Genomic DNA, 23,623 nt, shown 5'->3' on the forward strand with positions numbered 1-23,623 from the left:
CACGCGCTCAAACGCCGGCCGTCCATATCGTTGCGATTTCGAGATTACGTATTCGTTACGGGCTGTCAATCTCCCACAAACAACGGTTTGAGCGACGCAGGCTCAATGTTGCCCAAATGCCAAAACCGTCATTGTTTCCGACACAAATAACAGACGCCAGAAAACGGAACACCCCGCCCGCGGGAGCATTTCGTCCGGCGAGAGAGGCTAGACGTGCCGTTTTCGCAACAAAGGCAAAAGGCCTCGCCGAAACCGCTTTCAGCAGGCGGCGCGCATCAGCGAACGCTCCGTCAGTTCGACGAGCAGCGCGGCGCCATAAGGAATCGTTTCGTCGTTGAAATCGTAGGCAGGGTGATGCAGACCCGCCGTCGCCCCGTTACCCACCCTGACGAACGCGCCAGGCACTTTCTCCAGCATGAACGCGAAGTCCTCGGAGCCCAGGACGAACGGCGCACTTCCCTCTACGGCGTCCGCGCCCACGATTGCGCGCGCCGTATCGGCGGCGAAAGCCGTTCGCTCGGGGTTGTTGATCATCGGGGCGAACATTTCCCCAAACGTGATTTCCGCCGTCGTGCCGAAGCCTGCAGCCAACGCCTGCGTCATGTGCTCCAGACGTTCCCGCACCAGATCAAGCGTCGCCCAGTTCATTGCCCGAAAAGTGCCGCCAAACGACGCTGTCTGCGGAATGACGTTATGCGCCTCTCCACCGGAAATCTTGGTGACACTGAAGACCACGGGATTACTGGGCGATATCGTACGCGACACGATGGTCTGCAACGCCGTGACGAGCTGACATACCGCGACGACGGGATCGACTCCCGCTTCCGGCCTCGCCGCGTGAGCGCCGACGCCGGTCAACGTGGCGTCGAAAAAGCCGCCCCCGGCCATGGCCGGGCCAGGCGTCATGCGATACCTGCCGACATCGAGACCTGGCTGATTGTGCAAACCATAGATGGCGTCGCAGGGGAAACGTTCGAACAGACCGTCGTTAAGCATGGCGAGCGCGCCGCCACATCCCTCTTCACCCGGCTGGAAGATGAAATTCACGGTGCCGTTGAAACGCCGCGTTTCCGCCAGTTGCCGCGCGGCCGCAAGCAACATGGTCGTATGGCCGTCATGGCCGCACGCGTGCATCAGACCCGGCGTCTGGCTGCTCCACGCCGCTCCCGAAGCTTCGAAAATGGGCAGCGCGTCCATATCTGCGCGCAAGCCTACGGAGCCCTCTCCATTGCCGGACCGCAGCACGCCGACTACGCCCGTGCCGCCTACGCCGCGGTGCACCTCGATCCCCCAGGCCTCCAGACGCTCCGCCACGAGAGCCGACGTCCGGTGCTCGACCAGCCCCAGCTCCGGGTGCGCGTGAATATCGCGGCGGATGGCGGCGAATTCTTCGAAACGCGCTGAAATTTCGGCAAGGGCTTCGGACATCAAGGGCACTCCAGTAGAATTCAGGCGGCCTGCACAGCCCTGACGACGAGAGGCGGCTGCACGTCAGGCGGTATCGGGCTGACATACGGCGTCTTTGCGATTTTCTCCGCATGCTCCCGCTTCACTCTGGCAAGCAGCGTTTCGTCGCGCAATACATCGATCGCCGTACCGGCCATCGCTTTGGCCACATGCACCATGCCCTTGTGCGCGAGAGGCGATTTCCCCTGCGCCGTCATCTGCCATGTGTGAAACGGCGTTCCAATCGCACAGGTCGCGCCCAGCGCCTGCGCCGTCGGCACAACCCAGCTGACGTCTCCAACATCGGTCGAACCCATCATCGTACGGAAGCTGTCGCTGCGATAAGGCAGGATCGCATCACACAGCGGCTTTTCCGGATCTATGGAAAGACAAGCCGCAACGAACGGAGCCGCAATATCTTCAGGCGTCAGACTTTCACGGATGGATTGGGCGAACGCGCGATCCGCCTCGTCAAACTGCGGCGGCCCCAGACGTTCGAGATTGGCCTGCAGAACATGTTCGAGGGTGGCGTTGCCAAGGAGATTGGCCATGCCGCTCAGCACCGCGCTGCTGACCGTCGTCTCTGTCATCAACGCCGCGCCGTCGGCAATTTTTCTGACGCGCGCGGTCAGACGCAGCAGCTCGTCGAGTTCGGTCGCACGGACGGTGTAGCGGATCACCGTCCGCGACTGCACGACGTTCGGCGCCACGCCGCCAACGTCCTGATAGGCGTAGTGAATGCGCGAGCTGGGCAGCATATGCTCGCGCATATAATTCACGCCGATATTCATCAGTTCCGCCGCATCCAGAGCGGAACGTCCCAGATGCGGCGCGGCGGCTGCATGGGACGCGCGTCCGGTGAACGTGAAGTCGATGATCTGGTTGGCGAGCGACGCCGCGGGAAACACGCCCGCGAAATGCGCCGGATGCCAGGTGATGGCGATGTCCACATCGTCGAACACGCCTTCCCGCACCATAAACCCTTTCCCCGCGCCGCCTTCTTCGGCCGGACACCCGTAATACCGGACCCGGCCGGGAGCCCCGGTTTCGGCAAGCCAATCCTTCACCGCAGTCGCGGCGAGCAGCGCCGCCGAGCCGAGAAGGTTATGGCCGCATCCATGCCCACTGCCATCGCCCGGCAAAGGCCTGTGCGTGGCCTCTCCGGCGGCCTGACTCAACCCCGGTAACGCGTCATACTCGCCCAGAATGGCGATCACCGGACCACCCACCCCGGCCTCTCCCATGACCGCCGTCGGCAAGCCGCCGACATTTGTCGTGACGCGAAAACCCTGAGCTTCAAGGGCGTTTTTATGCAGGGCGCAGGATGCGAATTCGCCGTAATTCAATTCCGGAACATCCCACACGGCGTCGCTGAGACCGATCATCGGCTCGGCCTTGCGCTCCACATATGACCAGATCTGATCCTGATTTTCCATCGTACCTGCCCCTGTGTATTGCGGTTTCGTTCAGCCCGCCGCTCTGGCGGGAAGCGTTCTTTCCACAATCGTCGCATAAAGTGCTGCGCCATACGGCGTCGTCGCGTCGTTGAAGTTGTAGCGCGGGTGATGCGGCGCGGCCCCTTCGCCTCCGCCAACGAGGATATAGGCGCCCGGCGTTTTCTCCAGCATGAAGCTGAAATCTTCCGACCCCATCGCCGCTTCCGTATTGCGATCGACCGACGCTTCGCCGACCAGAGACTCAGCGGCGCCAGCGAACGCGTCGGCATGTTCTGGATCGTTGATCGTCGGAGCAAAAATCAGACGAAAATCAAGAGACGCGCGCGCGCCGAATGCAGCCGCAACATTCGTAATCGTGCGTTCGATCAGCTCCTGAATCTGCGTCATGATGGCAGAACTGAAGCAGCGCACGGTGCCGCCTAACGTCGCCGTATCCGGGATGATGTTGTATGCGTCGCCACCAGCCATTTTCGTGATGCTCAGCACCGCGACTTCGGACGGCGGGATGTTGCGCGAGACGATGGACTGGAGCGCAGTGATCATCTGCCCAGCAATCATGACAGGGTCTATGCCATCCTCAGGTCGCGCACCGTGAGCGCCCTTGCCTTTTATCGTGATGTCGAAGAACGCGCCCCCGGCCATCGCCGGGCCTGATCGGATCGCGAACTTGCCAACCGGCAAACCCGGCTTGTTGTGCATTCCGAACAGCGCGTCGGAGGGAAAACGCTCCAGCAGACCATCCTCCAGCATAGCCTTGGCGCCGCCCACGCCTTCCTCCCCCGGCTGAAAGATGAAGTTCACCGTCCCGTCGAAATTCTTTGTCTCCGAAAGATATTTCGCGGCGGCAAGCAACATCGTAGTATGACCGTCATGCCCGCACGCATGCATCATGCCCGGCGTCTTGCTGCGATATTCGACCGTATTTTCTTCCTGCATCGGCAGGGCGTCCATATCCGCGCGCAAACCAACGGAACGATTGCCGCTGCCTGAACGCAGCACGCCGACAACACCGGTGCGGCCGATATTTCGATGAACCTCTATCCCCCATTCGGCGAGCTTTTCCGCCACGATGGCGGAAGTTCTGTGCTCTTCAAGCCCGATCTCCGGGTGAGCGTGCAAATCGTGCCGGATAGCGTCGAACTCGGCGCTGTTGCGGTTCATGAAATCGAATGCAGTCATTATGTTTCCTTATGGCGCGCGGAAGAGGTTACGCTTCCGAAAACGCCGACACGGGGACTTCAAAACTCCGAAGACCTGCCTCGCCATTCACCTCCTGCGCGCTGCGCTTCGCCGCACGGCGCGACAGGGCGAGCAACGCGATCGGCGCGACGGGAATCACGATCGACGCAAGATATCCGGGAACCATGGCGTTCCCGGTCATGAGAATCAACCATGTCACGAAGGGCTGCGTCGCGCCGCCGAACACCGATACGGTTATGGAATAGACGACGCCAAAAACAAAACTGCGCTGCGCCGCCGGAATGGAGCGTAGGACCAGTTCGGAACTTACGGCGGACAAAAGCCCGGGCATGACGTTCGTCACGACGTTGAGCACGATGAGGCTCACGAGGCCAGGACTATGAACCGAGAAATAATACACAGGAAGGATAACAATGAGATAGGCGCCCGACACTCCGAGTATCAATGGCCGCGCACGGCAGGAACGTTGCAGATGGATGCCCGTCACAATCGCTGCTAGCCCCGCTATCAGGCCAATCGACATCGCCGCCATGCCAAGCGTTGGCGACAGATGCAGCACGGAGATCGCATAGCTGGCGCCGAAGGCGCGGAGATAGGTCGTGACGGTTCCCGTCAGGATCACACAGAAAGTCAGTGCGACGACCAGCCATGGGAACGGCTCGCGCGAGGGTTCTGTCATGACCGGATGTGCAGCCGTCTGATCCAGCCCGCCTAGTGCGAGACGTCGGAAGAACAGGCCGAATGGAACGATAACCAGTCCGAGAACGAAGGGCACGCGCCAGCCCCAAGCATATAGCTGTTCATGCGAGAGAGCCACTGACAGAACAAGGCCCACCGCCACAGCTGCCAGTTGCGACATGAACTGCGTCAGCGCTTGCGCGGACGCCATCGCGCCCGCATCTCGCTCACCCCTTAATGAATAAATGAACTCGGTGGCCGGACCTACCTCCCCGCCCTCCGAAAACCCGTGCAATAGGCGCGAAATCAACACCAGCACAGGCGCCCACACGCCGATCGTCGCATAATCAGGCGTCGCCACCAGAAGCGCTGACCCTGCGGCCATCATCAGAAACGTCGCCATCAACGTGTTTCCGACGCCCATCCGCTGCGTATAGAACCCCATCACCAGCGATCCCAACGGTCGGGCGAGAAAGCCTGCCGCGAAAGTGATAAGCGCCGCCAGAAGCTGCATAAGCGCGCCTTTGACCGGAAAAAACGCCTGCCCGATCATCGGCGCGAAAAACGCGTAGGCCATGAAGTTGTAGAATTCGAGAAAATTTCCGATGCTTCCTGCCGCAAGGCATACGACCTTGCTGACCGGCGGGCTGGGCTGGACGGCGTCCGACGTTGTGGAGCCGGATTTGAACTGGCCGAGCATCGACGCCTCCTTGCGATTTTTTCTCTGCGTAAGAAGCGGAATCAAAAATTGGCGCTCAGGCGGCCGCCGATGAAACGCGGCGCGCCGGGAATCCAGAAATATGTCGTCGTCGCCTGCCCTCCGGCCACGAAATACTGCCGGTTAAGCAGATTCGACGCATAGATCGTCGCCGACCAGCGATCACTGACGGGATGAAACGTCATATGCGCGCCCATCAGAAAATACGCGGGGAGACGGTACGAGCCAAGACCGCCCGCCACCAGCGCCTGAGAGCCACGATACATCCAGTCGAGGCCAGTCTCGAGTTCGTAATGGCGCAGCGGGTTGAAGCGATAATCAGCCGTACCGTTCAGCGTCAGTTTCGGGATCCCTGAATCAACGCCGCCGTAATCGGTATAAATTCCCTGCCATACGTGGTTCGCTGTGTAATAAGCGTTAGTGGCGGTCGAATTCAGCGCCAGAAATTTCTGATATTTCCCTCGCTCATAGCCGAGGTTCTGCATCAGGTACACATGGGGGAGCGGATGTATATTCGTGGTGAACTCTACACCCCAAATTTCAGATTTGGGAATGTTCACGAACATGCCCAACGGCCCATAACTCGGCACCAGATAGGAGCTGATATACTGCTGATTATGGTAATCGTAATAAAAAGCTGACGCATTCAGGCGAAACACGTTCGGAATGATATCACTCTTGAAACCGGCTTCGTAGGCGAGAAGGCTCTCCGGCCTGAACGGCGTCAACTGCGCCTGTACAACGGTATTGTTTCCCGTGAATCCGCCCGGTTTAAAGCCCTTGCTCATCTTGTAATAGAACATCAGGTTTTTAGCGGCCTGCCATTGGATGCCTACAGTTCCCGCGAACTGGTTGGCTGCTGCGCCTTCGTTGTTGAAGTTCAAATTGTTAATGCCGAAATGCACCGTCCGCAGCCCCAGAAGCTGTCTGTCGTCGGCTTCATGGTTAATGCCGCCAAAGAGCGTGATGCTATACGGCAGGCGATAAGATACGTACGCATACTGGTTGAACGTCTGCTGGTTCTGCCGGAAGGAAGTTTCCGACAGATATCCGCGCAACGGCACGTAATCCGTAAAATCAAAATAAAACTGCTGCGACATGCGGACCCGGTTATAGGTCATACCCACAACCCATTGCAGTCTCTGGCCGTGGTCGTTTGATTTAAGATTGACCTCCTGCGTGAAAGAGTTCGCAACGATATTACGATACTGATCTCCGCTGGCGTAGGTGGTCCCGTCCTGATCGGTGTACTCACCCTCACGCTCCGTTTCATAGGCGCTGATGCTGCGCAGTGTCGCGAAACCAAAGTCGTGCGACATATTCAGATCGAAACCCCAGAACGTATTGTGCTCCGACGGCATCGTATTCGCCGAACGCCCAATAAGTTGCGCGAACTGGGGGCGCAGATCCCAGTTCGCCTGCTGATAGCCCAGCGTCGGAATGGACTGCGCCGCAGGAAGAAAATTCAAAACGGGCTTGCCGACGACGACCCCCGAATTGTCCTGCGTCCAGTGGCCGGTAAGTTTGATTTCCGTATGTTCGTCCGGTTTCCAGAGCAGCTTGGCGCGTAACGCTCCCTCGTTTGCGTCGCCAAGATGCGTGTGGTTGGCCGGACTATACTGCCAGCCTCCGCCGTGCATTGTCTGTCCGGCTATTCGGAACGACAGCTTGTCCGTGATCGGACCGGAAATGTAGAGATCGGTCCGGCTGCGGGCGTAACTCGCAATGTCCTGCGTCACGCCTCCGTGCCATGTCTCTGTCGGATCGGCCGTCCGGATATTCACCTCGCCGCCCGAATCCGTCAGACCGTGCGTCGTCCCCGACGGACCGGGCTGGATGTCCACGTCAGCGATATCGAACATCATACCTGACGCCATGGTGCTCAGGGGAAAAGGCACGTCATCGATATAGGTCATGATAGATGACGTGTTATTCTGGGTGTAATCGTTAAATCCAACGCCGCGAATAAAGAAATTCGTGCTGGCCGTTCCCATGAGACTCTGGATTGTCACGTTCGGCGCGAGATTCTGAAGTCCCGTCAGACCAACGACGCCATGGCGGACCAATGTTTCCGCCGTAATGCGCGTGGCGGAATCGGCCGCGTGCTGCGCCTGGGAAAAGTGGAATGCGCGCCGTGCGCCACTTACGCTTAATGTCTCGGCGGCGCCGTTGACGTGAGCCGGATGGGTCGCAGGACGAGTCGCTGCGGCGGGAAGCCCATGAGCGCCCGTAGTCGCACCCGAATGCGTCGCTTTTTCGGTGTGACGGGAGCGAGGCGCCCCCTTCGCCTCTCCATCAACCAGACACCCGATCAACGGAAGCAGCACGGCGGACGCCGCACCGACTCTAATCCGGCCCTGCCGCGCCCTGCCGCTCGGGGCTGCGATCCTGCCGTGTGGCCTATGCGATGTCGCGTCACGCCCAGATATCATTCCATATCCTTTAATTTCTCGCGCTCATGCCTGCGCGTGTGACGAAATGCGTCTTTTGCTGGAAATGTATGGAAAATTCAGCGCCATGCACTGGCCCCGATCTCGAAAACTCCGATCTGAAAATTATGAAACAATCGAAACGTTTTCTCCTAAGGAAATCTTGTTGCGCATCGTCAACCATCTGGTTGATAACCAGAACCGGAGACCGCCATGCAGAAAGCAAATGATTTCCCTGACGTCAGACGCTTTTTGAAATTGCGTCACATCACGCTGCTCCATGCGCTTGATACGACCCGCAGCATGAAGGCCGCCGCTCTGCGGCTCGGCGTTTCCACTGCCGCCGTATCAAAAAGCTGTATAGAAATCGAAGAACTTCTCGGCGCTAAATTATTCGAGCGTTTGGGCGGGGCGCTCGAGCCGACGGAACTATGCGCCCGCGTACTGACCGCCTGCCGTCGTATCGACGCCGAGCTGATCGCCCTGAACGAAGACATCGTGCACATGGGCAAGAGCCTCCGGGGCACGGTGTCCATCGGCTTTCAGGCGCCCGCCCTGCACACCCGTCTGCCGAACTGGTGCGCCACGGTGAAGCGGGAGCATCCGTACCTGACTCTCCGCTGCGAATACGGCATGCGCGCGACGCTTCTATCGGAGCTGGAGGCGAACCGGCTGGACATGCTGCTGATCGACCTGCACGAGATCGACGTTCACCCGCGCTTCGCCTGCGAACCGCTGACGACCGAATTCTGCGTCGTGGTGGACGAGGACAAGAACCTGCGCTTCTCGGACGTGCTGCGTCGATGGCCCGAATACGTCAACAGGATCTGGGTGTTGCCCGTGCAGGGCATGGCGATGCGGGGTCGTTTCGATTCCCTGCTGAAGTCGCGGGGACTGGCTCTTCCCCGACGGATCATCGAGGTCAACTCTCCCATCGCAGCGGCGGAAATCGGCGCAGCGGCGGAGGCCCTGATGTTCGTCCCCGCCTCGATGCTGACGCATCCGCATAATCTGGCCGTCACGCTCGACGACGCATTTTTTCAATCGGAAATGTTCATGACCATGGGCGTCGCGTGGCTTTCAGACACGCGGATGACTCCGTCGGCCCGCTTCGTCTTCGACGCCATCCTCGCCGATCGTCCCATGGAGGCGCTGCAGAGCTGACACGACAACGACGCGTCAGGCTTGCGTCTCTCCACGCGCCGCGTCATGGCGGAAAATAGCCACGATCTGCCCCGCGATCTCGCGACGCGTCAGGCGTCCTTCATGATACCATTCGTCGGCCGTGTTCAGCAGCCGCAACAACAGGATGCGGTAAATGCTGCGGTCCAGCTCCGCCGGAAGAGGCAGGTCCTCCACTATGAGGCGGAAAATTGTTTCAAACTCGTCGCGCTTTCGAAGCAGGGCGACCTTCACCTCCGGTGGAACCGAACGGAAGATGTTCATGATCGGCAGCGTCAGGGATCCCGGATTCAGCTGAATCTCGACCATCTCCTCACACGCCGCCAGCAGGCGATCCCAGGGGTCAGCGAGGGGTTCGATGGCGTCGCGTACCCGGATCGCCGCAGCGTCAAGCGCCTTGTCGTGGATTTCCACGAACAACGCCTCTTTCGAGCGTATGTGATAATACAGCGACCCCGGCAGCATCCCCACACGGTCGGCAATGTCGCGGATAGACGTAGACCTGTAGCCATGTTCGGCGAAAAGCTGGGCCGCGACTTCCAGAATTTCCTGACGTCGCTCCCCCGCCTGCCCGTCATCCGTCGTCGGAGCGTCCAGCGCCGTTCCACCGTGCTCGCGTGCGGTGCGCTGGCGGCGCGGAGCGGCGCGGCGCATTTCGTCTGAATTCGCTACCATTAAGTTGTTTTGCCGCCATCTCCGGCTGTTGCCAACAGCTATAAGGCGAACCGGCGCACAACGGGCGCGTTTCCTGATCCGGCGGACGGGAATGCGTCGAGGCATATGCGCGACGGCGCCCATCGCAATGGAGAACCCGACGTGACCGATCTCGTCAAAGTCCACAAGTCGGACGGCGTGCTCACGCTCGTCATGAACCGCCCGGAAAAGAAAAACGCGCTGACGGACGCCATGTACGGCGTGCTCGCAGACGCGTTGCTCGCCGCGCAGACCGACGCCTCGACGCGCGCGATCCTTATCAGGGGAGAGGGAGAAGCGTTCACCGCCGGCAACGACCTGGGAGAATTCGCGGCCATGGCGGCGGGAAGCGGCCTGCGCAACGTCACGCGCTTCATCGAGGCGCTGGCGACCAATGTGAAGCCTCTGGTCGCGGCTGCGCACGGTCATGCGGTCGGCGTCGGCACGACGATGCTGCTGCATTGCGATTACGTGCTCCTCGCGGACGATATCCGACTCAGCACCCCGTTCGTCAGCCTCGCCCTTGTGCCGGAAGCGGCGTCGAGCCTTCTCCTCCCCGCCCGGATCGGTCATGCACGGGCCTTCGCGATGCTCGCGCTGGGCGAGACTGTCGGGGCGGAGGACGCGCTGGCCTGGGGGCTCGCGAACCGGATCACGTCGCGCGAAGGGCTGACGGGAGCCGCTGAGGCCATCGCCGCTCGCCTCGTCACTCTGCCGGCCGGAGCAGTGGCGGCCACCCGCCGCCTGATGCGCGATTCCGAGACAGTTCTGGCCCGAATGAACGCCGAGACCGAGGAGTTCTCCCGTCGCCTGACTTCCCCAGAAGCGCGGGAGGCGTTCACCGCGTTCGCTGAACGACGCGCGCCGGATTTCTCCCGCTTTTCCTGAATCGCCCGCGCGCGGGGCTTTCCGACGTCCGCCGCAAGGTCGAACGCCCCGCCGTCCGGCGCGTTCGTAGACTTGCAGCAGGACGCGCCGCGCCGTTAGCCTCCCCAGCAAAGGCTGGCCGGCGACGGGCTCGCCAACATATCAAGGAAGAACAAAAGCATGCGCCGTATCTGGAGATCGACCCGCCACTCATTCCTTGCGTGCGCCGCGCTCCTGACGGCTTACGGCGCAGCGGCGGCGGCGGACAGCGTCGATCACGGCTCTACGCCAACCAGCAATGTGACCGTCATGGGTCGTTTTGATCGCGCGCAGCCGTCGGGAATCGCCCTGCTGCCGGATCGTCGCCTCGTCCTCGCCTTTCCGACCAGCGCGCAGAAGCACCCCGGCCCCGTGCTGGCGACCTGGTCAGACCGCGACGGCAAACTGTCGCCCTTTCCCGACGTCGCCGCACAGAAGAAGCTGGTCTCCCCGCTGGGCATGACCGTCGACGGCAACGGTCAGCTCTGGCTGGTCGATGAAGGTCTGCGTGCGGATTCGACGGCAAAATCCCATCCCGCGCTGATCCATATCGACCCGGCGAGTAACCGGATCGTTCGCCGATACGCCCTGACCGAGCCTGTCGCGACCCCCAAGACACATGTCAACGACGTGCGCATCGACCTTACGCATGGGGCGCAGGGCACAGCGTTCGTCACCGACACCTCTTTCGACGATCATCCGGCATTGATGGTCATCGACCTGGCCTCCGGCAACGGACGGCGCGTCCTCTCCGGCACGCGCTACGTCAACGCCGATCCAGATCTGGTGATGGAAGTGGATGGGCGTATGGCCCACTATGACGCCGAGCACCCGACGATGGCGCAGGGCGGTCTGGACGGCCTGACGCTGAGCGCGGATTCCAGCCGCCTTTACTGGTCGCCTCTTTCAGCGCGCAGGCTCTACAGCGCCCCGACTGCGATTCTCGCGGACCCGACGCAGAGCGAAGCGGCGATCGAGGCGTCCGTCAAAGACGAGGGCGAAGTCGGCGTCATGGACGGCATGGCGACCGCGCCGGACGGCTCCCTGTATCTGACGGACATAGAACGCCACGCCGTCCTGCACCGCACCCCCGACGGAACGCTGTCTATCGTAGCGCAGGACCCGCGCCTGATCGCGCCGGACGGCCTCGCACTCGACGGGAACTCTCTGTGGATGACAGTGGGGCAATGGTCGCGCCTGCCCGCGTTCCATGACGGTCGCGACATGCAGGAGCGTCCGTATATTCTGGTCCGCATCACGCCGCTGACGCCTGCGCCGCGTGCCGCGCAATAACGGCTTCCGGCGAAGACATTAGATCCAGAGCACTCCTTACGAAAACCCCTTGATCGCGCGAAGGCGATTGGAGAGCCGACCTGCGGGGGTTGAAACCGCGTGGGTTGAATTTACCTAATCGAGAAAAGGGGTTTCCTCGGCGTAAGAGCCCCTTGCGATGACGGCGCGATTGGCGCTCACTGCCCTCAGGGTCGCGGATAGATCAATTACAGGCGATCTTCCGTTCCTGCAGTCACAGCTGCGAATTATTTAGCGAAACGGACACCAGCCCTGGCCGCAAGCATCTCTGAGGCCGCGACGTAGCGCTGTGCATACGCTTCGGTCATACCATTGGACGGAAGAATAGCCTGCGCCTTGCGGTCGAAGAACGCCCCGCTGCGGTGATCAAGATCAGGCGAAAATAACAAAGGTAAAATCCGCGCCGCGTAATCGTCGGCGCTTGGGGCCAGCTTGCCGATCAGCCATTCCATGATCCTATGCTTCAGGCTGTCCGCGCCCATTAGATTACTGCGGATGCTCGATTTAATCAGACCCGGGTTGAGACCGAATACGTCGAGATCAGGATAACGATGAGCGGCGTCAACCACCAACGCCTCGTTGCCGGCAACGGTATTCATATGCGCGGACATTACCTTGTAGGTCCGCTCAGAATTCAGGTCGTTCAGCGCGCCCAGCTGACCGGTACCCGGATAGCCCATGATGAATGCCCGCGCGCGTGACGCATCCTCACCACGCTGCTTACCCAGACGGGGAGCAAGATCGCGCAGCATCACCAGACGATTCAGGTAGCTGACCGCCATGTCCCTCTCGATACCCTCCGCCGTCATCTGACGCTTCGGCGCTGCAAAAATGCCGGTCGTGAACAACAACAGGTCGCTGCGTTCTGCCGGCAGCTCACGCGCGACACGCTCCGCCTCCTTCAGCAGGCTGATATCCGCCTGCACGAAGCCGATATTGGCGACATCCTTGTCGCGGAACGTCTGCCCCACCACTGTGACGGCCACGCCGCGTCCTGCCAGCGCCTGGCTGATAGCACGGCCCAGACCACCCGTCCCACCGATCACGATGGCGTTTCGACCAGTCAGGGAGCCGGGGTCCACTTTATGCCAGTTCAGGTTAGGATTGCGCTTCATATTTGGATGCCTCTTTATTTCTTTCTAGAAAGAAAGATATTATGCGGAGGTGAATCGTCAAGTCGGAATCAGGAATGAAAATCGGACGCCCCAAAGAAGTACCGGACGACCACATCCTCTCCATCGCGCGGCGCTGTTTTTTGGAACGCGGCGGGAGCATCTCGGCGGCGGACATCGCACGAGAAATCGGCGTCAGTCATACGACCCTCTTCAACCGCTTCGGTTCCAAGCAGGGCCTTATGTTGGCGGCGCTGGAAGCGCCGAAGGAAATTCAATGGATCGCAACGCTTGAGTCTGGTCCCGACAACCGGCCAATCAGGGAACAGATTATCGAAATCGCCTGCACGATCTCGGCTTTCTTCGAAGATCTGCACGCTGGTTTCACGGTCCTTCAGACCAGCGGGATTGCGACGGGCGCCTTGTGTTCGGAGGAAGATCCTGAGGAGTCTGCTCCGGCACGAGCCTTCAGGGCCCTGACTGAATGGATCGGACGGGCGCAGGATCAGGGAAAACTGGCCCGGAGCGATGCGCAGGTGCTCGCTTCGACCCTGCTTGGCGTACTGCACAACCGGGCTTTTTCCAGCCGCATCTGCGGCGATCCAGATTCCGAAAAGACAGCTGACGCAATTTATGTCGCTAATGTGGTCACCTTGCTATGGGAGGGAATCAAGCCGCCACGATGAGCGGCCCCCTCCATCGGAAGTTGCGACCGAGCCACGTCAGACGGGCAACAGCTGAACATAGCGGGCATCTGGCGCCCCACCCAGATGACCTTCATGAGTTGGGACTTCACGGTGGACGCCGGAGCATCCTCCCCTTGAACAAGATGAACCGGAGCATTTGCATCGGTGGAATTGGAAAAATATCTGAAAATTTTTCATTTAATTTATTTATTTAAAATAAAAATACTTTACGATAACGGCGACATTTTCACGACCAACACTCCCCCGATGTCCGTTGCTCGCCTCGAAATATGGTCGTCACCCGCATACCTGATCAAAATTGACCAATTCTGTTAAAATCTCAAAAATCAAAAACGGCGGAGAAAAACGTCCCGCGCCTCTGTCCATACTGGGCCTGATAGACGCCGACCCCGCTTCCATCTCGAAGCTGGTAGCGTTTGTCGAAAAGATTCATCACATCAGCACGAATTCTTACATCTTTCCCCACAATGACCTTCGAAAAGGTGTGTTGATAGCCAATATTGAACACTTCATATTGCGGTTCTTTTTTCAGATTGGCGAAACCGCTGCGTAAACCATAGCCATAGACAAAGTCGATATACGCCATGTCACGCTTCGCGGTCCATGACAGCCCTGCCGTAGCAGCGTATTCTCCCTGATGATCAAGCTGGATATCATGCGTTCGGATATAGGCCAGTTCCTCCGGATCGAACTGATACTGCGCCGAGTTGATGTCCCGCGCCGCCGTCTTGACGTATGAGAAATTGCCGAACGCCGACCAGGCCCCGTGTTTCCATGAACTCCCGAATTCAGCGCCATAAACACGGCCGCGTCGATAACTGAACGGCGCGAGCACGACCGCGCGCCCGAATTGCCCGAGATCTGTCAGATCATGCGCCCATTTGGCATAGGCGTCGAGCGTCACCTGAATCTCCGGTGTAATGAGCTGCAGAAGACCCGCGTCAACATAATGGGATTTTTCGACCTTTGTCGCGTCATCGGTCATGTTGGCGGCGGCATTGGTCGTTCCGGAAAACTTCGCCAATGTCGAAGGGTAGACGTATTGCGGTGAGGGCGGTGCAAAATATCGTGAATATCCAAAATGAAACGTTGTGCCGGGAGCCGGTTTCCAAACCAGATTCGCCCGCGGGCTCAATTGCCCTTCAGTGTCGAAAGACGACGCAAAGCGGTCATAGCGAAGCCCATAATTGAACGTCAGGTTTCGCGTGATCTTGTACTCGTCCTGAATATATGCTCCGGCTTCAACCGACCAGTTTCCGGTGTTGTCCATCACCCGCACCGGAGTGCTCGAACTTTGCCGCCCTGTCGCATCGACAGGAAACGCCAGCGTGTTGGTGTCCAGTCGTTCAGACGTATATTGTCCCAGAACGCCTGCCCTTATCGTGTGATTTTTCGTGATATCGCAAGACAAATCCGCCTGCATGCCGCCCGTTGCGAAGTCGTTGACTTCATGTTCCGAGACGCCTTGGTAGATCAGATCACGATCACGGTCCGGCGTGTAGTCGATCCGTCCGTAGCGAAAATATGGCGATGCCTGAAAATTCAGCCTCTCGGTCGTACGCTGATAGGACAAAACGGCGTAGTAATTTTGCTCCGTCTGGCTGTCGTTCAAATTGGCCCAGTTCATGGCAGGATCAAGCGTGTTGACGCCAGTCAGATCATAGATGGTCGTATAGCGCGGGCTGGACTGATCGAAGGTTTTGAACGAATTCGGAATCTCGAAGTCCGCATAGGATACGCTGCTCAGAAGGCTCACACGACTGGCGTCGTCGATCTGATACGAAAGGTAAGAGAAAGCCTTTTCCTGCCGGGTGACGTCATGAACGGCGCGGAAGGCGGGGCTCGGATTTTCGATGCCGATGTTGTTGCGCGTGAAGGACAGTGTCGTGAAGTAATCCAGCTTTCCGTGCTGGCCGCCCAACTGAACCGAAGGGACAAAAGTGTTGTAACTTCCGCCATACAACGACATTTGGTTGTGCTTCAGACTTTCTCCGCTTCTGGCCGTAACGTCCACCACGCCAGCCGTGCGAAATCCGAACTGCGCAGGCAACGCGCCGGTCAGCAGGTCCACGGACCCGATCATGCGCGTATCCAGTTCCTGCCCGAAGCCATTCAACCCTTCGGGCAAAAGCACGCCGTTGACCCGATAGGTCAGGCCTCCGTGTTCTCCGCGCACATGCACTTCGCCATAACTGTCGAGAACGACGCCGGGAACGCGCAACAATATCTGGTTGAACGCCGCATTCTGACCGCCCGGGGTGACCACGATCTGATGTTGGTCGATATGATAATCCACAGCGCCCAGACCCGGAAAAATACGAGCGCGTTCTCGATTGAGATGACCGACGACGTCAATGTGTTCGGAGCCGAGTTGTTTCGACGTAGCGGACGCCTGAAGCGACGTAGACGCCCTGGTGTCGCCGTCGTCACTCCGCGGGCGGGTCCGAATTGGCGGCTGGCGGCTGGCTCCGGTCTCTTGTGGCGAAAAAGAAGAGCCCTCCGCGCCGGGCGCCGCATAGACGTCTCCTGCGGCGGAGAAAGCCAAACTGGCGATCAACCACATTCCGCCCAACGGTCGACGCACGCTGAATAACGATGCACTCAAAATATAGCATATGCTATATTTCTGTACGTCAGTAGGCAATCTTCTTCGTTTCGAAGGAAGCATAAGGAATAGCCTGTGAAGAACGTTTTAACCCGACAGGGCGCCGCGAAGAAGGTTTTCTCTAACGCAGTCGCGCCGAAATATGCAATATGCTATATTCTTGCGCACCGAAAAAGCTCACGAACATTTTCGCAATCACGCTTCAGGAGGCGCGCCGTGAATCCGGTTTGTCCTGACGCCAGACTCCCGAAGCGTTTACTCGGCGCTTGCGAAGCGCCTTCCGAAAACCACACAGTCGCCACTTCCAAACCGCCATGCCGGTGAGCCGCATCGTCAGCCTCGGCACGATAAACGGGCGGCGCCGTCCCATAACCGCGGATGGACGATCATGTCCGACCTTGCCCGCAACCGTCCGACTTCGGTAAAGTCAGAAAGACGTTCCGACGATGAGCGCCGGGGCTACGTGTGAAAGAGGTTGGGTGTGACCAAGCGTCGCCCGGAGCAAGTTGGACGCCTTCTCGCCGCGCTGCTGATCGTAGCGGCGCTGGTGATCGCGCCCCTGTTCGCAGGCTCCGCATCCGCAACGTCATGCGATGCAATGACCTCGACCGGTCACGGCATGGCGGCCTGCTCGGACGCGCCATGTCACAAAGCGACGAAGGCCATGCAGATGACCGGGCCGTCGACGCAAATGCCTACGGGAGACCACCCGCACAATCCGGGCGCGTGTTGCACGTCGAGCGTCGCCATTCCTCTCGCCGCCGCGCCACCGCGTCTGGTCCTGACATTCGCGCAGCATCCCGTCGTGTATACGGCGCATCTCCCCCCCGGCGCGCCCGGCCTGACTGGCGCGCCCGACCTGCCTCCGCCCAGAATCCCGGTCTGACGCGGCCTGAGCCGCGTTTCCCTTCGCCAGCGCCGATGAAGCCGCCTGGACTGATAGATCCGGATAGCCGTCCAACGCCCTGAACGCTGCTGGCGCGACCGAACCTTTCGCGGATTTCCCTCATGCTCCGTACCATATCGCGATCGCCGCGCGCGCTGCCGCGTCGACGTTTCGTAACCGGCGCCGCCCTCGCCTGCGCCGCGCCGCGCCTCCTTCAGGCGTCGCCAGCCCTCGCCGACGCATGGTCTGCCCGCGACGTTGTCATTCCAAAGACGCCGCAGCCCCCGCCTTTGGCCTCGTCGTCGTTCAGCCTGACGGTCGAAACCGTGCCTATGACCGTCCATGGCGCACACCTCGACGCCGCCGGGGTGAACGGTCTCGCCCCTGCCCCCGCCATGCGCTGGCGCGAAGGGGACACTGTACGGATCGACGTGACGAACCGTCTGGACGAGGCGACCTCGATCCACTGGCACGGATTGCGGCTTCCGGCGGATATGGACGGCGTGCCCGGCCTCAGCTTCGCAGGCATCGCGCCGGGCGAGACGTTCACGTACCGCTTCCCGGTCCGCCAGAGCGGGACATACTGGTATCACAGCCACTCCGGCGGGCAGGAGCAGGGCGCGCTCTACGGCGCTCTGGTCATCGACCCCGCCGCCGGCCCCGTCCACCAGACAGAACGCGATTACGTCATGGTCCTGTCCGACTGGACCGACGTCGCCGCGCGAGACATCGTCTCCAACCTCAAGTTCAACAGCGACTATTACAATTTCCGCCAGCGCACCGTCGGAACCTTCGCGCGCGACGCCCGACGCGACGGATTGGGAAGGGCGGTGCGTGACCGCCTGCGCTGGGGCGCCATGAACATGGCTCCGACCGATATCTCTGACGTCTCCGGCGTGATCTACACTTACCTGCTGAACGGGCAACCGCCGGATATTGGCTGGACCGGGCTGTTTCGCCCCGGAGAGCGCATCCGCCTGCGGTTCATCAACGCCGCGTCCATGACACTGTTCGACGTGCGGATTCCGGGTTTGTCGATGACCGTGGTGGCCGCCGACGGCAACGACGTCGAACCTGTGCCGGTGGATGAATTCCGCATCGGCCCGGCGGAAACATACGACGTGATCGTGCAGCCGCAGAGCGAAGGGCCTCACACGATCTTCGTGCAGTCAGAGGATCGCACCGGCTACGCACGCGGCGTGCTCGCGACGCAATTCGGCCTGACAGGCCCCATTCCGCCAATGGACCCCCGCCCCCTGCGCACGATGGCGGATATGGGCATGGCCGGAATGAACATGGGCGGCGCGAATGACAAGCATGAGGCCGCGGGGATGAATATGCCGGGCATGGCCATGCCTTCGGCTCATGAAAAAGGGAACGGCGCGCCAGCAATGACGGCGCCCGCCGACCTCAAAACCGGCGTCGAGGTTCAAAGCGTCGCTGCGGAACCGATGAACCGCCTGGCGGAACCGGGAGACGGTCTGGAAAATAACGGACGGCGCGTCCTTACCTACACAGACCTCCGCGCGACACGCCCAGGCACGGACCCGCGCCCGCCCTCTCGAGAGATCACTCTCCATCTGACGGGCAACATGGAGCGCTTCATCTGGGGCTTCAACGGCAAGAAGTTTTCAGAAGCGGAACCTATACGTCTCGCCCTCGGCGAACGCGTCCGCTTCATCCTTATCAACGACACGATGATGGAGCATCCAATCCACCTGCATGGGCTATGGAGCGAGTTGGAAAACGGCCACGACGCATTCCGCCCATACAAGCACACGATCACCGTAAAGCCGGGCGAGCGTCTTAGTTATCTGGTCTCCGCCGATACGCCGGGCCTGTGGGCCTATCACTGCCACCTGTTGTACCATATGGACACGGGCATGTTTCGTACGGTGGTTGTGTCGTGAGCCGCCGTCGCACGACGTCGCTCGCCGCCCTCATGACGCTGGCCATAAGCCCCGCGCCCATCGGCCACGCCACCGAACCAAACGACGCGATGCAAGGGATGGACATGCCGGGCATGACGATGCCCACCCGAAGCATTGTACACGTGCCAAAACCCGGCGCCGAGAAGCAAACGAAGGCATCTGCGACTGGCAAGAAAACGCAAACACAGTTGATGCGCTCCCCACCGGCTCCGAACACGGCGCAGGACGGCGCGACCCCGCGCCTTATCGGCATGAGCGGCATGAGCGGCATGAGCGGCATGAGCGGCATGAGCGGCATGAGCGGCATGAGCGGCATGAGCGTGCGATCGCCTGGTCAGGTCGGCTCTGCAAGGCCTGGCGATGCACCGGTCCATTACATCAACGGCGTCATGCCGGTCATGGATCAGAGCCGATATTTCCATGGCCTGCTTGATGAATTCGAAGCCCGTTACAGCGGCCGCGGTGGAGAGTTCCGTTATGACGCGCAATCCTGGTACGGCAGCGATTACGATAAGCTCTGGCTAAAATCCGAAGGAACGGTCGGGACGAGCGGACGCTTCGGCGATGGCGATCATGAGGCGCTCTACAATCATGCGATTTCCCGGTACTTCGACCTGCAGACTGGCGTTCGCGTCGATATCGACAGCGGCCCCGCGCGCGCCTGGGGCGCAGTCGGCGTGCAAGGGTTGGCTCTCTATTTCTTCGATCTGGAGGCGACAGCCTATTTCAGTGATCGCGGCGCAGCCGCCCGGCTTCAGGGGTCCTACGATATCCTGCTGACCAACCGTCTGATCCTGCAACCTCAGGCGGAACTGAATTTCTACAGTGAGTCAGATCGCGCGCGAGGCGTTGGAACCGGTCTGTCGGACATCGATGCCGGGCTACGCCTGCGCTACGAATGGCGCAGAAAGTTCGCGCCCTATATCGGCATGACCTATTCCGGTGTTTTTGGACAGGCTGCAGCAATGGCGCGTTCGGGAAACACCACAGTTCACAATATGAACTTCACATTCGGTATCCGCACGTGGTTTTGACGAGAAATAAATACGAGCATTTAAAATTATTATTCGAAATTCTTTAAAATTCCCCTGTCCGCAATTAATTGCGGACAGGGGCAACTGACCTCAGAAGTTCATGCCAGCTTGCAAGAAGAAGTAACGGCCGTTGTAATAACTGCCATACATGCCGCCGTCGCTGTTGTCAGTCGCGCTGGCCACAAACGGGGGCTTCTTGTTGGCGATGTTCTGAATGCCGCCTGTAAACGCCCATCTGTGGAAATTATACGTCATGCTCAGATCCTGCAGATACATGCCGGGTGTTTTGATGCGCTGTGTCCCAACAGGCTGCAGATTGGCGGTGCCGTTGTTCCAGCGCATGCCACTGATGTAATTGACCATATAGCTCACGGACAATGGTCCATGCTGCCAGGACAATGTCAGGTAATCACGCGTGATGGGCACGCCTGACGTCTCACCAGCCGTATTTTGATACAGCAAAGAGCCCATGTAGTTATACCACGGGCCGCCAGCCGTATTCTGCTGCTTGTATGACAGCAGGCGCTGGAAGTTATTTTCGATGGAAAACACATCACGCGTGGTGACCATAAGGTGATAGCTCAGGTCCCAGTCAATGCCGCTGGTGATCATGTTCCCCAGGTTTTCGTCAATGGCGTTGACGTTTGTGAGCTGACCACCGGAATTACGTGTAATATACGAACACTGGCCTGAATCGGCGCCGGTATAGCACGAGTCCAGGATGTACTGCGTTCCAAGACTTCCGATCATGTGCTGCAGCGTGTAGTGCCAGAATTCGACCGAGGTGGAGAAACCCTTGATCCAACGGGGGGTCAGGACCGCTCCGAACGTGTAGGTACGACCGGTTTCCGGCCGCAGCTTGGTGTTGCCACCCGTTGTCGTGGCGACCTGTCCGCTGCCAGCCTGCGTAAACGTCGCGGTGTTGATACCGCGTTTGGCGCAACTCGCCTGCACTGCGTTGGAAAGTGTGCCATAGGATGAAACCTGCGCGCAGGGATCCGTCGCGGTTTCATAGCTGAGGGCCTGACCGCCGTACATTTCATACACATTCGGCTGACGGAAAGATGTTCCCAAAGTTGCGCGAAAACTAACGTCCTGAGTCGGCGCCCAGTTGATCGACGCTTTCCAGTTTTTGGTGCTGCCGAATGTGCTGTAGGACGAGTAACGGCCCTGCGCGTCGATCGTCAGATCACGCGCCAGGAACGCGTTGCGCAGCAGTTCAAGGCGACCTTCAAGGTACCCTTCCGTCACATTGAACCCGCCCGACGTAATGCCCTGCGTGTTGGTCAATGTATTGCCGGAAACTACGTTCGGATCAGGGGTATAGTTCAGGGACTCTCCACGGTGTTCCATGCCCATGGCAAGGCCGAACGAACCGCCGTTTTTCCACGGCATTTTCGCGACATGGTTGTTGTTGATGCGCAGGTTCAGGTCACGAAGCTGGTAGAGAGAGTGGTTGATGGTCGTGTAATTGGAATACGCGGCTCCCTGCTGGGACAGCGTGGAGAATGCGCTTGACTGCTGGCAGCCGGCGCTACCGGCGCAACTGTTTGGATTATATGTGAACGTCGTATTCGGGTCCTGAAGATTCCCAGGATTACTGGGTTCAAGTCCCCACTCCTGAAGCAGCTTCAGGTAGTTGCCGGCGCCCTCCGTCTGGTCCGTCTCACGGCTCATTCCGTACGTGTAAGAAACATCGTACTTCCAGTCCCCGACGATATCGCCTTTGAGACCAGCCATACTTGTCCAGGTATCAAGCGCCGTTTCGAAGCGACGATTCCCCCACTCCATCATCCGTTTATAGACCTGCAACGGCTCACCGGTCGTGTTGCCCGGATAATTGGCGGGCAGGAGGATTGTCGTCGGGCTGCCTGCAATAGGCTCCGGCGCCATGTAGTAGTTCGACGTCTTATGAGAATAACGAGAATTCATATAGAAGTCGAAATGACGATTCACGGCATAATGCGCATCGACAGACATCGTCGAATTTTGCAGGGCGTTTTCCAGAGACTGCGCCTGCCCGTACTGATAACGCTGGCCGTTATAATCGGTCACGCCACTAGAGCCGTTGCCGGAGTATGCGTTGCCGGTATTGTTGCCGTAAAACAGGCCATCTCCCGTTATGCTTGAACCATGCAGCACGCCTGAAGACGATGTCGGGTTGTTGGTCTGCGCGTTTGCGGCCCATGAGCGATTACGCTGCAAGACGCCGCCCTGACTCATATAAGACCCGAAGACCGTTATGTTGCCCTTGTCGTGATCGAAGTTCCAGCCTTTGTAGCCGGAAATCTGACCCGTAAGGTTATCGCCTTGCCCGGTGACGCCGCCTTTGATGGTAATATTGCCCGTCGTCAGGTCGTGACGAAGCTTGATATTGATAACGCCGGAGACAGCGTCTGCGCCGTAAAGTTCAGAGCCGCCGTCTTTCAGGATTTCGATACTGGCGATTTGCTGAACAGGAATGGTGTTCAGGTCGACGCAGGCCGACGCGCCATTCAGAGACGTGCGCTTTCCATCGATCAACACCAGCACACGGCTTTGGCCCAGATTACGGATGTCGGTGCATGATGCTCCTCCCCCACCGTTAGTCTGCGAGTTGGTCGTTCCCGAAGATCCGATCGATGGCAGGCGCTGCAGGAAGTCGCCAAGATTCGTCATGCCAGTCGCATTGATCTGCTTGGCAGTCACGATCTGGACAGGGTTTGCGTTGTGATTTGCCGATGTGCTCAAAGCGGAACCGGTAACAACGACGCTTTCGTTGGTATTGCTTTCAATCGACGGCAATACGGTGGGCGCAACGGCTCCCGCTCTGACCTGAGAATACTGGTGCGACGCAGGGGCGTTTATCTTCGCAGGAGCACTTTGTATTTTTGATGCAGGCGCAGAATTGTCCCTTTTCTTTATACTCCTATGTGACTTTCCAGATTGTGTCTGGGTTGACGATGCGGCGGCGGCGATTTTGGTTTGCACACAAAAACTTCCCGTCGCCAGAAAAGAAAAACATAAAAATATAGCTTTTCTTTGGTGTGTCATATTTTTCGCCATGTATCGGGTTCATCACTAAGCGCAACATGTTTTTGTTGAACTCGTGTGTCCACGGCGAATTCAAAATTCGCTTCCCAATTGCCACAGCCTGTTGCGAAATTAACACTAAATTAATATGATTATTACCAATAAACGCCAGAATGTAATTTCTTGTATCGTTTATTTATCTTATATTTGTAACATAGCAGAATCGAAACATGATGATTTGGACTCAAAATATCTTTGCCAAATCCACACCACCCCAAGAAGCTCTTTGAGTTTTGTGTGCGAAGCGGCAGGTTGT

General features: G+C 59.0%; 16 protein-coding genes. 7 read left to right on the forward strand and 9 right to left on the reverse strand.

Going from position 1 to position 23,623, the window contains the following annotated elements:
• Positions 1–258 precede the first annotated feature (258 nt).
• From G442_RS0104280 to G442_RS20845, 5 genes are read right to left on the reverse strand one after another with little or no spacing between them, the layout of a single operon-like run.
• On the reverse strand, positions 259–1,428 hold the full coding sequence (locus G442_RS0104280; protein WP_026396989.1) for a M20 aminoacylase family protein: 1,170 nt from the start codon (positions 1,426–1,428) through the stop codon (positions 259–261).
• A 20-nt stretch (positions 1,429–1,448) separates the two neighbouring features.
• A complete protein-coding gene (locus G442_RS0104285) occupies positions 1,449–2,882 on the reverse strand; it encodes a M20 family metallopeptidase (protein ID WP_026396990.1) in 1,434 nt (477 codons plus the stop codon).
• A gap of 30 nt (positions 2,883–2,912) precedes the next feature.
• Positions 2,913–4,082, reverse strand: a complete 1,170-nt coding sequence (locus G442_RS0104290; protein WP_026396991.1) for a M20 aminoacylase family protein — start codon at positions 4,080–4,082, stop codon at positions 2,913–2,915.
• Between the two features lie 28 nt (positions 4,083–4,110).
• Positions 4,111–5,481, reverse strand: coding sequence for an MFS transporter (locus G442_RS0104295; protein WP_146882172.1), 1,371 nt, complete (start codon positions 5,479–5,481; stop codon positions 4,111–4,113).
• 41 nt (positions 5,482–5,522) lie between these two features.
• Complete coding sequence (locus G442_RS20845; protein WP_084440356.1) at positions 5,523–7,931, reverse strand: TonB-dependent receptor; 2,409 nt, start codon at positions 7,929–7,931, stop codon at positions 5,523–5,525.
• A gap of 210 nt (positions 7,932–8,141) precedes the next feature.
• Here G442_RS20845 and G442_RS0104305 point away from each other — a divergent pair, with 210 nt between their 5' ends.
• Positions 8,142–9,092 (forward strand): LysR family transcriptional regulator, encoded by a 951-nt coding sequence (locus G442_RS0104305; RefSeq protein ID WP_026396993.1) that lies wholly within the window; start codon positions 8,142–8,144, stop codon positions 9,090–9,092.
• A gap of 15 nt (positions 9,093–9,107) precedes the next feature.
• On the opposite strand, the gene G442_RS0104310 is transcribed toward G442_RS0104305, so the two are convergent.
• Positions 9,108–9,785, reverse strand: coding sequence for a TetR/AcrR family transcriptional regulator (locus G442_RS0104310; RefSeq protein WP_246789322.1), 678 nt, complete (start codon positions 9,783–9,785; stop codon positions 9,108–9,110).
• A 141-nt stretch (positions 9,786–9,926) separates the two neighbouring features.
• Here G442_RS0104310 and G442_RS0104315 point away from each other — a divergent pair, with 141 nt between their 5' ends.
• Together G442_RS0104315 and G442_RS0104320 are read left to right on the forward strand one after the other, a co-directional pair.
• Positions 9,927–10,691, forward strand: a complete 765-nt coding sequence (locus G442_RS0104315) for an enoyl-CoA hydratase (RefSeq protein WP_026396995.1) — start codon at positions 9,927–9,929, stop codon at positions 10,689–10,691.
• Positions 10,692–10,850: 159 nt separating this feature from the next.
• Complete coding sequence (locus G442_RS0104320; protein ID WP_026396996.1) at positions 10,851–12,002, forward strand: L-dopachrome tautomerase-related protein; 1,152 nt, start codon at positions 10,851–10,853, stop codon at positions 12,000–12,002.
• Positions 12,003–12,247: 245 nt separating this feature from the next.
• Here the strand turns inward: G442_RS0104320 and G442_RS0104325 are convergent, their stop codons facing one another.
• Complete coding sequence (locus G442_RS0104325) at positions 12,248–13,135, reverse strand: Rossmann-fold NAD(P)-binding domain-containing protein (RefSeq protein ID WP_026396997.1); 888 nt, start codon at positions 13,133–13,135, stop codon at positions 12,248–12,250.
• Positions 13,136–13,209: 74 nt separating this feature from the next.
• Between G442_RS0104325 and G442_RS0104330 the strand changes: the two genes are divergently transcribed.
• Positions 13,210–13,818 carry a TetR/AcrR family transcriptional regulator gene (locus tag G442_RS0104330; RefSeq protein ID WP_026396998.1) on the forward strand — a complete coding sequence of 203 codons (609 nt, stop codon included), beginning with the start codon at positions 13,210–13,212 and terminating at the stop codon, positions 13,816–13,818.
• Positions 13,819–14,158: 340 nt separating this feature from the next.
• On the opposite strand, the gene G442_RS0104340 is transcribed toward G442_RS0104330, so the two are convergent.
• Complete coding sequence (locus tag G442_RS0104340; protein ID WP_456303700.1) at positions 14,159–16,423, reverse strand: TonB-dependent receptor; 2,265 nt, start codon at positions 16,421–16,423, stop codon at positions 14,159–14,161.
• Positions 16,424–16,925: 502 nt separating this feature from the next.
• On the opposite strand from G442_RS0104340, the gene G442_RS0104345 reads away from it, so the two are divergent.
• From G442_RS0104345 to G442_RS23845, 3 genes are all read left to right on the forward strand, one after another.
• Positions 16,926–17,330: a hypothetical protein gene (locus tag G442_RS0104345; protein WP_026397000.1), complete on the forward strand. Its 405-nt coding sequence runs from the start codon at positions 16,926–16,928 to the stop codon at positions 17,328–17,330.
• 122 nt (positions 17,331–17,452) lie between these two features.
• Complete coding sequence (locus G442_RS0104350; protein ID WP_026397001.1) at positions 17,453–19,240, forward strand: copper resistance system multicopper oxidase; 1,788 nt, start codon at positions 17,453–17,455, stop codon at positions 19,238–19,240.
• A 326-nt stretch (positions 19,241–19,566) separates the two neighbouring features.
• On the forward strand, positions 19,567–20,295 hold the full coding sequence (locus G442_RS23845; RefSeq protein ID WP_051291937.1) for a copper resistance protein B: 729 nt from the start codon (positions 19,567–19,569) through the stop codon (positions 20,293–20,295).
• Positions 20,296–20,385: 90 nt separating this feature from the next.
• Here G442_RS23845 and G442_RS0104360 read toward each other — a convergent pair whose 3' ends face one another.
• Complete coding sequence (locus G442_RS0104360) at positions 20,386–23,328, reverse strand: TonB-dependent receptor domain-containing protein (RefSeq protein WP_035376209.1); 2,943 nt, start codon at positions 23,326–23,328, stop codon at positions 20,386–20,388.
• Positions 23,329–23,623 lie beyond the last annotated feature (295 nt).

It is taken from the genome of Acetobacter nitrogenifigens DSM 23921 = NBRC 105050 (genome assembly GCF_000429165.1).
In the GTDB taxonomy this organism is placed as follows: Bacteria; Pseudomonadota; Alphaproteobacteria; order Acetobacterales; family Acetobacteraceae; genus Acetobacter; species Acetobacter nitrogenifigens.